The sequence below is a fragment of the Clostridium sp. DL-VIII genome (assembly GCF_000230835.1).
Taxonomy (GTDB): domain Bacteria; phylum Bacillota; class Clostridia; order Clostridiales; family Clostridiaceae; genus Clostridium.
The window spans coordinates 1,527,420-1,540,744 of sequence record NZ_CM001240.1; the positions used below are offsets into that span (position 1 = coordinate 1,527,420).

18 protein-coding genes are annotated in these 13,325 nt (G+C 28.7%); all 18 read left to right on the top strand.

Going from position 1 to position 13,325, the window contains the following annotated elements; translation table 11 throughout:
• The 18 genes from CDLVIII_RS06970 to CDLVIII_RS07040 all read left to right on the top strand — a co-directional run bounded on the left by CDLVIII_RS06970 (window position 1) and on the right by CDLVIII_RS07040 (window position 13,132).
• Window positions 1–405 (top strand): DUF2634 domain-containing protein, encoded by a 405-nt coding sequence (locus CDLVIII_RS06970; RefSeq protein ID WP_242835852.1) that lies wholly within the window; start codon window positions 1–3, stop codon window positions 403–405.
• Window positions 405–1,466 carry a baseplate J/gp47 family protein gene (locus tag CDLVIII_RS06975; protein ID WP_009168733.1) on the top strand — a complete coding sequence of 354 codons (1,062 nt, stop codon included), beginning with the start codon at window positions 405–407 and terminating at the stop codon, window positions 1,464–1,466. The genes CDLVIII_RS06970 and CDLVIII_RS06975 overlap by 1 nt, the downstream gene beginning before the upstream one ends.
• On the top strand, window positions 1,456–2,085 hold the full coding sequence (locus CDLVIII_RS06980; protein WP_009168734.1) for a putative phage tail protein: 630 nt from the start codon (window positions 1,456–1,458) through the stop codon (window positions 2,083–2,085). Before CDLVIII_RS06975 ends, CDLVIII_RS06980 begins: the two co-directional genes overlap by 11 nt.
• A gap of 4 nt (window positions 2,086–2,089) precedes the next feature.
• Window positions 2,090–2,740, top strand: coding sequence for a phage tail protein (locus tag CDLVIII_RS06985; RefSeq protein WP_009168735.1), 651 nt, complete (start codon window positions 2,090–2,092; stop codon window positions 2,738–2,740).
• A 19-nt stretch (window positions 2,741–2,759) separates the two neighbouring features.
• A complete protein-coding gene (locus CDLVIII_RS06990; RefSeq protein ID WP_009168736.1) occupies window positions 2,760–3,296 on the top strand; it encodes a hypothetical protein in 537 nt (178 codons plus the stop codon).
• 14 nt (window positions 3,297–3,310) lie between these two features.
• The gene (locus CDLVIII_RS06995) at window positions 3,311–3,838 is read left to right on the top strand and encodes a hypothetical protein (RefSeq protein ID WP_009168737.1); all 528 of its coding nucleotides are present in this window, start codon (window positions 3,311–3,313) and stop codon (window positions 3,836–3,838) included.
• Window positions 3,839–4,168 carry a hypothetical protein gene (locus CDLVIII_RS29190; protein ID WP_009168738.1) on the top strand — a complete coding sequence of 110 codons (330 nt, stop codon included), beginning with the start codon at window positions 3,839–3,841 and terminating at the stop codon, window positions 4,166–4,168.
• The gene (locus CDLVIII_RS29705; RefSeq protein WP_009168739.1) at window positions 4,168–4,323 is read left to right on the top strand and encodes an XkdX family protein; all 156 of its coding nucleotides are present in this window, start codon (window positions 4,168–4,170) and stop codon (window positions 4,321–4,323) included. The genes CDLVIII_RS29190 and CDLVIII_RS29705 overlap by 1 nt, the downstream gene beginning before the upstream one ends.
• A 280-nt stretch (window positions 4,324–4,603) precedes the next feature.
• Window positions 4,604–4,888, top strand: coding sequence for a hypothetical protein (locus CDLVIII_RS07005; protein ID WP_009168740.1), 285 nt, complete (start codon window positions 4,604–4,606; stop codon window positions 4,886–4,888).
• 1 nt (window position 4,889) lies between these two features.
• Window positions 4,890–5,501, top strand: a complete 612-nt coding sequence (locus CDLVIII_RS31115) for a hypothetical protein (RefSeq protein WP_009168741.1) — start codon at window positions 4,890–4,892, stop codon at window positions 5,499–5,501.
• A 12-nt stretch (window positions 5,502–5,513) separates the two neighbouring features.
• On the top strand, window positions 5,514–6,380 hold the full coding sequence (locus CDLVIII_RS31820) for an N-acetylmuramoyl-L-alanine amidase (protein ID WP_009168742.1): 867 nt from the start codon (window positions 5,514–5,516) through the stop codon (window positions 6,378–6,380).
• A gap of 699 nt (window positions 6,381–7,079) precedes the next feature.
• On the top strand, window positions 7,080–8,012 hold the full coding sequence (locus CDLVIII_RS07020; RefSeq protein ID WP_009168743.1) for a hypothetical protein: 933 nt from the start codon (window positions 7,080–7,082) through the stop codon (window positions 8,010–8,012).
• Window positions 8,013–8,033: 21 nt separating this feature from the next.
• Window positions 8,034–8,681, top strand: coding sequence for a hypothetical protein (locus tag CDLVIII_RS07025; protein ID WP_009168744.1), 648 nt, complete (start codon window positions 8,034–8,036; stop codon window positions 8,679–8,681).
• Between the two features lie 102 nt (window positions 8,682–8,783).
• Window positions 8,784–8,954: a hypothetical protein gene (locus CDLVIII_RS31120; RefSeq protein WP_009168745.1), complete on the top strand. Its 171-nt coding sequence runs from the start codon at window positions 8,784–8,786 to the stop codon at window positions 8,952–8,954.
• 50 nt (window positions 8,955–9,004) lie between these two features.
• Window positions 9,005–9,226 carry a hypothetical protein gene (locus CDLVIII_RS07030; RefSeq protein ID WP_009168746.1) on the top strand — a complete coding sequence of 74 codons (222 nt, stop codon included), beginning with the start codon at window positions 9,005–9,007 and terminating at the stop codon, window positions 9,224–9,226.
• Window positions 9,227–9,777: 551 nt separating this feature from the next.
• Window positions 9,778–10,620, top strand: coding sequence for an aldo/keto reductase (locus tag CDLVIII_RS07035; protein WP_009168747.1), 843 nt, complete (start codon window positions 9,778–9,780; stop codon window positions 10,618–10,620).
• A gap of 1,206 nt (window positions 10,621–11,826) precedes the next feature.
• On the top strand, window positions 11,827–11,976 hold the full coding sequence (locus CDLVIII_RS31125) for a hypothetical protein (RefSeq protein WP_009168748.1): 150 nt from the start codon (window positions 11,827–11,829) through the stop codon (window positions 11,974–11,976).
• Window positions 11,977–12,394: 418 nt separating this feature from the next.
• Window positions 12,395–13,132 carry an Ltp family lipoprotein gene (locus CDLVIII_RS07040; protein ID WP_009168749.1) on the top strand — a complete coding sequence of 246 codons (738 nt, stop codon included), beginning with the start codon at window positions 12,395–12,397 and terminating at the stop codon, window positions 13,130–13,132.
• Window positions 13,133–13,325 lie beyond the last annotated feature (193 nt).

The following is a 13,325-nucleotide window of genomic DNA, read 5'->3' on the forward strand; positions in this document are numbered from 1 at the left end:
TTGAATACTTCAAATTCTATTAATAGTAATGGTAAATCTCCGAGTTTTGATTTTGAAATAGGAGACTTTGTAGTTAAAGACGGTAAAGTGCAAATGTTAACTGGATATGATGCACTTAAGCAATGGATACAGAAGGTTTTAAAAACTGAAAAGAATAAATATAAAATTTATAATACTGATGATGTAGAAAAATATGGAGTATCCTTATTAGAGCTTATCACTAGTAAGTATCCTATTGCTTATATACAAGCACAAGTTGAGACAATCGTTATAGAAGCATTATTAAAAAATTCTAATATTAAAGCTGTAAATAATTTTGTATTTGTTCGAGACAAAATGCTTTTAAATTGTGAATTTGATGTTATTAGTATCTATGGAGCAAATACCGAAAGTGTGGTGATTTAATGAGTGATAGCAGAGATAAAATACAAGATAGGTTGTTAAGTGATATTGATGATAACTACAATAAATCACAGGGCGAATTTATGTATGATGCTGAAAAACCAGTCTCTATTGAATTAGAGAGTGCATATAAAAAAATTGAGAATTTACCTAATGTTCCATTTGCAGATACTGCAGAAGGAAAAGATTTAGACAAAGTAGTAAATAAATTTGGAGTTTATAGAAAAGAAACTACTCAATCTAATGGCCCTGTAATTATAACAGGAACACCAGGATCACCAATAACAAAAGGTGAACTTGTAGGAAGTGATGCTTTAAATTTTGAATTCATAGATACAACCATAGTTCCAGTAAGTGGAAGTATAGTTGTAAATGTACAATGTAAAACCTATGGGAGTATTGGGAATGTACCTTCAGGAGCTATTAAATATTTTCCAAAGACTCTTTCGGGATTGCAAAAAGTAACGAATAGCAGTGCTTTTACCAATGGATATGATGAAGAAGATAACGACAGTTTAAGAGCTAGATATTATGCTAAAATTCAAAATTTAGTTACCAGCGCAAATAAAGCTCAATTTAGAAATTGGGCCTTAGAAGTTACTGGTGTTGGTGATGCCAAGGTAATACCTTTATGGAATGGAAATGGTACTGTTAAAGTTGTAATAATAAATTCTAATAAAGTTGGTGCTGATTCAACATTAATACAAGCAGTTCAAAATTATATTGATCCTAATAAAAACGGAGATGGTAGTGGAAAGATGCCACTATGCGGAGCCGTCTGCACTGTAGTTAGTGCAACAGAAACAGCGATTCATATAAGTGTCAATATACAAAGTGGTTTAGATCCAGCTACAGCGAAAACAAATATAGAAAACTCAATTATGGAGTATCTTAAAACAGTAGCATTTCAACAAAGTTATGTTAGCTATGCATTTATAGGTGACAGAATTTTAAATGCAGAAGGTATAACAGATTATAGTAATTTGCTTTTAAATGGAGCTGCTGAAAATGTAACTATTGGAGATGAAGAAGTTGCAGTGTTAGGAGATGTTAATGTTGGATAGCAATACATTATTAGGATATCAGCCTGATTATTATAAAACATCTAAAGTTATGCAGCAAATTAATAATGCTAATGCTAACGAGTTGAACATATTAAACTCACGCATTGACCTTATAAAGCTGAACTATGACATAGATACAGCAGATGCAAATACTTTAACTAGATGGGAAAAAGAATTTAAAATAAAGAGTTTGCCTAATGATAGTTTAGATGCTAGAAGAGCACGAGTTAAGTCAAGGTTCTTGGGACAAGGTGATTTCTCTGAACAAATGATAAAGGATATTGCTAAAGCCTATATAAGTGAAGAGATAGATGTAATATTGGATTTACCTAATTTTGAATTTAAAATTGAGTTTATTTCTAATTCAGGAATATCAAAAAATATAGAAGACTTTTTTGAAGTTATAGAGGAAGTAAAAACCACATATTTAAGAGCAGATTACAAAATTACATCTAATACTAATAGTGTTTTATCTATAAAAGCATTTGGATTATATGGGGAAGAAATAAGAGTACTTCCATATCAAATAACTAGTATAAGTACAAATGGGAATATAGATATCGGTTTAGCACAAACAAGCGGAGCTGAAACAATAACAGTACAGCCTAAGGAGGGATAATATAATGGCAGAACAATTTTATACAATACCGACTGCTATAGGTAAGGCAAAGATAGCTAATAGCATAGCACTAGGGACTAAAATTAATCTAACGACTATGAAAATTGGAGATAGTAATGGTAGTTACTATAATCCAAATGAAAGTCAAACTGACTTAGTACATTCGGTTTATTCTTGTAATATAAATTCGGTTGCGGTTGATGAGGATAATGCAAATTGGATCAATATAATATGTGCCCTTCCTTCAGATGTAGGAGATTTTTATATAAGAGAAGTAGGTGCATTTGATGATACTGGTGCTTTAATATCAATCGGTAAATATCCTGAGACATATAAACCAATTGCAACTAATGGCAGTACAAAAGAAATCTATATTAAAATGACATTAGAAGTAACCAGCACTAGCAGTATTGAACTAAAAATAGATCCAACGGTGGTACTTGCAACAAAGAAAGATATAGATATTTTAACCAATTCTATTAATTCAATTACTACACACTTGTCAGAAAAAATAGAATTGTACATTGGAGAGACATTACCAGCTATAGCTGACAGAAAGAAAAACACTTTATATTTTAAAGTAACAGATACAATAAGCACCGGTACTACAGAAAATATAAAAGTAAGTCCAACAATGGGTATAAAAGTAATTTAAAAGGAAGGGTGATTATATAATGGCAAGTTTAAACAAAGTAAGGGTTCAATTGCTAAATGAAAGTACAGGAGAAGTTTTACAAGAAGTAGATGTAATGACAAGTGCAGATGCAGTCACATTCAGCGATGGAGAAACGTTTCAAGAGAAGTTAGATGCAGGAGAATTAAAAGGCAATAAGGGAGATACTGGTGCAACAGGGCCTCAAGGCGCAACAGGAGCTACTGGTTCTACAGGTGCAACTGGAACTAGAGGTTCACAATGGTTTACTGGAACAGCAATAACAGGAACTAGCACAACAGCAACTATATTTAGTGGTAGCGGAATAACATCTGCTTTAGTAGGAGACCAATATTTTAATACAAGTACTGGAAATGTATATAACTGTACCGTTGCCGGAAATGCAGCCACAGCAAAATGGGTATATACTACTTGTCTAAAAGGTGCTACTGGTGCTACAGGAGCACAAGGCCCAGCAGGTGCGGATGGTGCGAGTGCTAAAGTTGGTACAACATATGCAACAGGAACGGAAGTAAAATTATTTTTAAAGACTATGTAAAGGAGGCAGAATAAATGTCAATAAAAGATGTAGAAATACAAGATGATCAAGGTAATATTTATTATCCTCATACGAATGCATCACTGGTAAAATATAATGAAAGTACAGTTGAAGAGGCACTGGATGCTCATGGTACGTCCTTGTCAGAAAAGGCGAATAACACAGATAATTCTAGAACAACGACAAATAAAACTGTAACAGGAGCTATAAATGAACTAAATAATAATAAAGCAAGTAATGTATATGAGGCTCCAACTGCTCCTACATTAATAAATGGATGGATAAACTATAGTGGTTATGGATATCTGTATTACTGGAAAGATAGTCTTGGATATGTATGTATAAGAGGAGTTGTTTCGAGTGGAACTCCAGACACGCCTATTTTTACTCTTCCAGCAGGGTATAGACCAAATATTCCGCTAATTTTTGCAGCAGATGATAATTGTACACATAGCTATGTTTATATTGGAGTTAATGGTATGGTTGTGGGACACACAAATACTAGATTATCGGTTAACATAAAATTTAGGGAGAGTGTTTAGATGAGAAAAGTATTAAAAATAGATGATAATGGATTTTTTATAGAAGATGTTTTACTAGAAAATAAAGAAATAACTCCAGATGATTGCATAGAAATTAATTGTCCTGTAGGTTTTTACAAACCTAAATGGGATGGTGATAAATGGGTTGAAGGATTAACGAAAGAAGAACTTAATGTAATTAAAAATAAAACTATACAACCAACACAAGAGGAAATTTTAAGGGCAAAACTAATAAAAGATAATGCTAATATTCAATTACTATTAACACATCAACAACAAATTAATGCAAATTTATTAAGTCAAATAGCTAAATTAGGAGGTGCAAAATAATGGACAATTTTTGGTATGGAATAATAAAGGAATACTATGGATTAGGGCTGTATGCAGTTAGTGACTTAGATACATTTGTACAGGCTAAGTGGATTACAGCGGATGAAAAAACAGAAATAATTGGAACTAATATAACTCAAGTTTCTGCATCATAGAAAGATAGGGCGCAGAAAAGAGGTGATTATTTTGCAAGAAAGGAATAAGACATATCCCTGCGATCCAACTAAAAATATGGAATGTAATAAGAACCATTGTTTCATTATTAATGGAGAATGTTCTGAAACTTTAAATAAAAAGTATAAAATCAGTGCTATTAAAAAAATATTATTTAAAATATTGGGAATATAAAGATAAGGAATTTAAGCGTAAATCGGGACTTTTAGGAGTCTTTTTTTATGCTTATTTTTATAAAATTTGAATCAAGGAAGGTGAAATATGGATATAACAACAATTGGGATTATTTGCACGGTATCTGGAGCAATAATAGGATTCTTAGGCTATAAAAGAACAGCAACAAAAGATATAAAAGAGGAAAGTAATACTCAGACAAAGCTTGAAATGCAACTTAATTATATTTCTAGAGGTGTTGATGATATTAAACTAGATATGAAAATGCAAGATAATAAAATCAATGGAGTTATAGAGAGAGTTGCAAAAGTAGAAGAATCAGCAAAATCAGCCCATAAGAGGCTAGATGATATAGAAAAAGGAGAAATGTAAAATGAAAGAATTATTAATTAGTCAAATTGCCCCTATTGCTACTACTGCTATTACTGCAATTTTAGTAGTGATTATTAAAACAATTGGAAGTGCTGCAGTAGAAGTGCTATCTAAAAAGAAAGAACAAATTGATCAAGCTATTAAAGCTAGTGGACATGAACAGGATTTACAAACAGCCAAGGAAGTATGGAATATAGTTGAAGAGAAATTCAGGATCACTAAAAATGCATCGAAACTATTCAAATCAAAAGCAGATGAATTTAATAAACTGCTACTTCAAAGAATACCAGGATTATCAGAACAGAATTTGTATGATTTAAGGCAAGCTATAGCTGGAGAAGTTAATGCTTATAAATCTACACTATTAACTGGAGAAGCTATTAACACAGGTATTATTACAGTATCAGATAGAGAGAGCTTAGCTAAAGTTTCAGATGATAAATCTGTTGATGAAGCTACTCAAAATACTTTACAGGCTTCAACAGATATTCAAAATGATGTTGCTCAAGATTCTATAAGCTCAAATGGTGCAGATATTAAAAACGCAATAGTTATTAATTCTACAATTACACCAAAAGCAAATACAGCAGATGATGCAACTACAAATGCATAGGGAGATGATAGCGTGTTAGATATACAAGAACAAATTATTAGTTATAATAAAACTGCTAGAAGTACAGTTCCACAGTATATAGTCATTCATGATACAGGAGATCCAGGAGCAATCGCACAAAATGAACATGATTATTTTGCTGGCGGAGATAGGCAAGCATCAGCAGATTTTTTTGTTGATTCAGCAAACATAATTCAAATTATAAATACAGATGCATATTACTCTTGGCATTGTGGTGATGGTCATGGAGTATATGGAATAAGTAATAGTAATTCATTAGGTATTGAAATGTGCATTGAATCTGATGGTATTCCATCAGGTGCAACAATTCAAAATACCCTAGATTTAATTAAATATCTTATGAACAAATACAATATAGATATAGACCATGTGGTAAGACATTATGATGCTAGTAGAAAGTGTTGCCCTAATTCATTTAGTTCTAATAATTGGCAAAGATGGACAGACATTAAGCAAAAATTGCAAGAAGTCAATATTGTATTAGGATGGAATAAAAATAATACTGGCTGGTGGTATTGTACAGATACTGCTAATAAATACTATTATAAAGATTCTTGGCGATATATAGATGGAGAGTGGTATTCGTTTGATTCTGATGGATATGCAAGGCAATCAGTTTGGATTCAAGATGGAGGATATTACTATTATTTAAAAGATAACTGTATGATGGCAAAAGCTGAATGGATTAAATATAATTCAGATTGGTATTACTTACAAGCAGATGGCAAAATGGCTACTGGTTGGGTTTTAGATAATGATAAATATTATTTATTATATTCTAATGGCTCAATGGCTCATGATTGTAATTCATATGGTTACAGCTTTGATAGTAATGGTGTAGCTACTAAAATAAGTTAGATTTTTAGGGTATAGGAGTTAATCCTGTACCCTTTATTTTTTTTGAAAAATTGCGAATATAATAATACATTTATGAACTGATAAAAGGAGTAGCATAATGAATTTAACAGATATAAAAGTTTGACTTAATTATTTAGAGGCCATAAGGCAAGTATGTATTTTTATAATTATAATCATATCAATATCGAAAATTTTTAATTATCCCCGAACCATTAATGAAAGTGGTTTTGGAATAAAGGAAATTCTTATTGATACTTTTAGAAGCGCGGGATATTTCTTTTTAGCATATATAATATATACATATTATACTCTACGTGTAATTGATATAGATATTTTAACTTTTTTTACATATATGCTATCGTGTGTTGAAGGAACTGCTGCAGGTTGTAATATAGCTGAGTATATTATAAAAATAATAAAAACATTTATTTTAACTTTTTTCTATAATGAGTATTAACATAGGAATTTAATATATTTACTTTAAAATAAAAGAATGCTAAAATATAATAAGAGAACAAATGTTCTGATAGATAAATTTTTTGGAATTATTGTGAAAAATGTAGAAATGTTTTACAATATATAACAAGAAATCAAATTTACACAATTAAAATTATTTCTTGTTATAATAGAGCATATTCTATTACCTCTGTTATAGCATAAATTTAAAATGATATGAACATTATAATGGAGGGGATAAAAATGCAAAGAACAACAACTATTGCTAATTTCAACTGTACTTTTGGAAAGAATAATGATCCTATGTTAACGTATTTTTCAGAAATAATTTATCCAGCTTTTACATCAGAAGATATAAGAAGAGTAGGAGATGATGAATATTTTTTTGAAGATGTAAAGTTAGAAAATCTTCAAAGTGGAAGAATAGTGTTAAAAGGTATGCTTGTTAAGAAGACAAAGCTAGAAGTAAGAACTGAATATGATGTTGAAAAAGGTAAAATTAATTTTACAAATAAGTTATATGATACTGCGCCAATTTCTATATTTACACTATTTTTGGATAATCATAGAATGCTATATACTCCAAATCAAAAAGGTAGTCCTAATATACGTAGCTTTGCTGCAACTATAAAATATATGACAAGTATTATTATAAAAAAATTCAATGAAGATTTACCTAAAGACGAAAAAATACCTTATCCAACAATAGATGTAGTAGATATACCATCTCAAAAAGAAATTATAGAAAAATTAAAAAATGTTAGAACTATAAGCAAGCTAAGATTTAGATTTTTTCATAAAAATGGTGATATAAACACAGAAGATGCATTTGAATGGATGGAAGATGATTTGAAAGAACTAGGAGCTAAAAATAGTGAAATAGTTATTACTTCACCAACTAAATTTAATAAAGTTGCTGAAAGAATAAATCAAAGTAAAGGTTTGGCAAAAGTTGATTTAAAAGTTATATATGAAAATGGAGCAAGAGGTAAACTTGATAATGAATCGATGAGTGAACGATTTCCGATAGAATATCCAGAAGGTTCATCTGTTGAGACTGTGTCAACTGTCTCCATGAATACACTTAAAGATAATGAGTTGATGAATGAAGTAGGGAAAGAGAATGCTAAAATATTTGATTTAAATAAGATAAAGTTAACAAGGTTTCTGAAATAAATAGTAAAATGGAGGTGCAAAATGACTAAAAAACAAATTCTGATAGATAACCTATCTGATATAAAAAAATATAAAAGTAAAAAGTTTAGTGAAGTAATAAAAGAAGCTTTTTGCACCATAATACCATCAAAAAGACGATTAGTGGTGATTTTAATAGTATTAGTAATACTAGCATATCCAATAGAAATAAGTGTTAAATCTAATAATACACTAAGTAACCTAAAAGATTTATTAGGATTATCAAATGGAGTAATAATGGCTATGTTTGCAATATTGTTTACTGGCTATGCATTATTTCAGGCATTGATTAATAGAAACACATTAAAGATACTTTTCTTAAGCAAAAGTAAGCATGGAAAGTCACTATTCTCTGAATATAATCTATATTTTTTCGCCATGTGTATATTATATGTTTTATTAATAATAATTAATTATATAGGAACATTTATAATAATATATATAGGAACAAATAATATCGTAAATATTAATGAAGAAGCAAAGAACATAATTTTGAGAATATGCATATATTTATACTTATTTATAAACATTTTCGCGATTATAGAAATTAAGAGTTTTATATATAATTTATTTCAATGCTTTAATATAAGTGCGATGTCGACAATGATAGAGTCATTATCCAAATATGATGATAATCTACATGAAAAGTAGTAGCTAGGAGCAATCCAACTACTGCTTTATTTTTTATGCAATATTATTACATTTTACATATTATATGGTATAATTGTGTAAAACTATAGGAAGGGTGAGAGTATGGGGATAACAAGAGGTTTGATTAAACCACTATCTGGATTTTTTATATTAGCTATGTGCATAGCGTATAACCAACAGATTGGATTAGTAGTTGCAAAAGCTGTATTTAAATTTGGAGAAATATTTAGCAGTGTAATTAGTCCTATTTTTTTAAGAATACTTGGAATTTAAATGCTTGAAATTAAATACTTATGTAAAAATAATGATCAGAGGTGAATCGCATGGAAATAAAGTTAGATGAAATAGAAGTATTGACAATATTACAGGCTATAGAAGCATTATATGACGATTCAAAAGAACTTAAGAATATAATATATGAGGATGAGAAAGAATATTTTATGGATACCAATGAAATTAAAATGTTATATAATAAATTATTAATTCGGGCACAAAATGAAGGGATGATTGATGATAGATTAAATTTTACAATGAATATAGAATGATTAGTTAAGATATGGTAAAATTAAATAAATATAAGTATAAACCCGTTTTACCCATTAAGCTTAACAATTTAGAATAAGGGTAGTAGATAATAGAAATATTGCTGACTACTCTTATTTGGTTTATAATTATCATTTACTTGATTTCAATATAATGGTAATACATAAATGAAAGCATTACTTTATTTTATAATAATAGCAGCAGACAAGGATATCTTTGTTTGTTGCTATTGTTTTAGTGTAGAGCTATTTAAAATTATAGTGATGGGAAAATGATTCATGATTGTGGATTATATGGATATTCTTTTGATAGTAACGGTGTAGTTAGTAAAATTAAGTTAGATTTTTTAGGGGATGGGAGTTAATCCTATGCCATTTATTTCTTGTAGAAAATTTGTAAATTATAGAAATATTAACACTTTAAATTCTTACATTATAATTTTTATATGGTATAATATGTTTAAATCAACATAGTTGATTTAAGCTTAAAAAGATATAAGAATTAGTGTTAAATGTTATTTATCTGAAAGTTATTGAAAGGGGACTAATGAATTATGTTGGAAAATATTACAGAATTTTTACTGAATGATGGACTTAAAGTACCTAGCATAGGTTTTGGAACATATGGCCTAAATGGTATAGAAGGAGCTAATAACATTAAACAGGCAATTGATTTAGGATATAGATTAATTGACACAGCTTTTAATTATGAAAATGAAGGTGCAGTTGGAGAGGCAGTGAGAAAAAGCTCTGTTTCAAGAGAAAAACTTATAATAACTTCTAAATTACCTGGACGTCATCACTCATATAAAGAGGCTATTACTACAATTCAAGAATCACTATTTAGAGGTGGAGTAGAGTATTACGATTTATATCTTATTCATTGGCCTAATCCAAAAATTAATTTATATGTTGAAGCTTGGCAGGCAATGATTGAATTAAAAAAACAAGGCTTAATTAGATCAATAGGCGTTTGCAATTTCATGCCAGAACATTTAGAGACTCTAATAAAAGAAACTGGAGTGACTCCTAGTATTAATCAAATCGAGCTTCATCCTTATTTCAATCAAGAAGAACAACGTGATTTTGATAAAGAACATGGTATAGTTACAGAGTCTTGGAGCCCTCTTGGAAGAGGTAATAGCATGTTAAGTAATGAGAAACTTGCTAAAATAGCTGAAACATATGGAAAATCTATTTCACAAATAATTTTACGTTGGCATATGCAACTTGGAGTTATTCCAATTCCAAAAGCATCATCAAAAGAACATCAATTAGATAATTTAAACATTTTTGATTTTAAATTATCAGAAAAAGAAATGAAAATAATTTCTGGACTTTCTCGTAAGAATGGACGTACAAATAATCAAGATCCTAGAATTTATGAAGAATTTTAATGTATAAGCAGTAACTAAGAGAAATCCAGCTACTGCTTTATTTTTTGATATTTGTGTGATACAATCTAAAATAAATTGAATTATAAATAAAAATATGTTAAATTAGAAAAAAAGCTTGGTCCATAATAGCTTTAATAAAGGTAGATTTAATTGGTGTATATTATCTACCTTTATTTTTTTATACTAAAATAAGCAGTAGCTAAGAGTAATTTAATTACCGCTTATTAGGCAAAAAGAGAAAATAATCATAATTTTGTTGAGATATGGGCACAAATAATTTTTATTTTATTTATATTGTAGTATATTAAAATGAGATAAGAAATGTTCCTTGTTAAAATCTTGATTTAGTAGACGTATTATGTTAAGGTAAATATATTACCTATATCTTTGTACCTTTTATTTTAGGCGGCACACAATAGAAATGTTGTTTGCTGCCATTATTTTTTAATTTTATATAGAAATGCTAAAAATAAGACCCAATTAATACTAACAGACGTTAGAAAAAATATGGAGTAAATAACTGTCTTGCTTGAACCACCATCAGAACTCATAATAATTACCTCCATAATTTTCTGTTAAATTAATTTATAAAATAGTAGTTAGGACCATATTAAGAATCCTAACTACTGAAGATGATACTAGCTCTTTTATGATAAAATGGTTGCTAATAATATATATTATATTAAAACACAAGAAAAATGTTACTAAAACAAAGGGACTATATAAAAATATAATCCATTTGAATTTATTGTATTAATACTAGATAAGAGGAAACTCAAGTGATCCTACTATATATTATATTAAAGGACTTCCTAATAAATAACAAAAGGCAGTAAATTTTTTTGATGCTAACTAAATTTACTGCTTATAAAAAAATTATAATAAGGAGGGAACTTTAATGAATTACTTGTATAAAACAATATTGAAATATTAATATATATCATATTCTATTATATTAAATAAATATAATAATGTTACTTATTCAGAATAAAAAAGAAGGAATCACATTTTAATGATTCCTCAAGATAATAAAAATTAATATTTTAATCAGGCAAGAAAATATGAGACTTAGTATAATATATTAAATGTATTCTTAATAAGTGATTATAAATTATAGAATTGGCAAATTTGCAAAAAATACGTTATAGATGATTTAACAGTATAATAATATAATATTGTATGATACTAAATTAGGGGGGATGGCATATGGGAAAAGTAACTATAGATACAATATTGGAAACAATAAAAGGGCTACCAGAGGAGCAACAGGAGATTATATTATATTTAACAGATATATTCCAAGGGGAAGAAGAGACTATTAATGAGTATGTAAAAAATGAATTACTTAAGAAATAGATCTATAATAGTTATGGATTAAAGGGGTAAGATATGATATTGTAAATGAGAAATATTATTAATGAGAGGTTTCGATATAAATAATATAGCTAGTATGTAAGTTCTGGGATTACATACTAGCTATATTTGTTTAGGGGATAAAAAGCTTAACATCTTAATTATTGACACTAATATTAAACATTATACAAATAAAAAAGAGGCAGTAACCGAAGTTGCCACCAGTCCATTTTGCAAATCTATTATATCTTAGTTTAGTAATTAAAATCAAGAGGTAAAATATAGAGATAGCTAAAAATTAGCAGAAAGAAGAGCTATCTCTATTGATAAATTATTACCCTTTACGATTAGGAATATTGACATATTAATGAAATATTATACAATTATATTATATAACTTGTAAAAAGAAGGGAAGATATTAATGCCTAAAATGATTCAATGCAAAACGTGTGGGAAAGAAATAGTTAAAAATGCCAAAACATGTCCAAGCTGTGGGGCAAAAAATAAAAAGCCTATTTATAAAAGATGGTGGTTTATAGTTACTGTCTTAATAGTAATAATAGGAGCTGCATCTTCTGGTGGAAATAAAAACAAACAAGATGTAGCAACAAGTGATACAACTAATTCAAGCATAAGTAATACTAAAGATACATCTGAAACGCATAACAACCAAGATGCTACAAATGATACAAAAGATAATGCACCTAAGGAATATCAATCAGCATTAAAAAAAGCAGATAGTTACGCCAACATAATGAATTTATCTAAAAAAGGCTTATATCAGCAATTAACATCAGATGCTGGGGAAAAATTTACTGAAGAAGCTGCACAATATGCTGTAGATAACGTAAAAGCAGATTGGAAAAACAATGCATTAAAAAAAGCAGATAGTTACGCCAACACAATGAATTTATCTAAAAAAGGCTTATATCAGCAATTAACATCAGACGCTGGAGAAAAATTTACTGAAGAAGAAGCACAATACGCCATAGATAACGTAAAAGCAGATTGGAAAAAGAATGCATTAGCAAAAGCCAAAACATATCAAAATGAAATGAATATGTCTAAGAGTGCTGTACATGATCAATTAGTGTCAGATGCAGGAGAGAAATTTACTGAAGAAGAAGCACAATATGCTATAAATAATTTAGAAAATTAAAAATAACAAAGTAAAAAACATACTATAACCGTACTTAAATTTATTTAAAACATAAAAATATAGATTTAAGATTGAAGTACCTTTAAATTAATATATTAAATAAAATATAATATATTAAGGAAGAAATAAAATAAGAGCAAGAATTAATTGATGATATTTTTTCTTGCTTTTATATTTTTAAGAGAGAATTAGA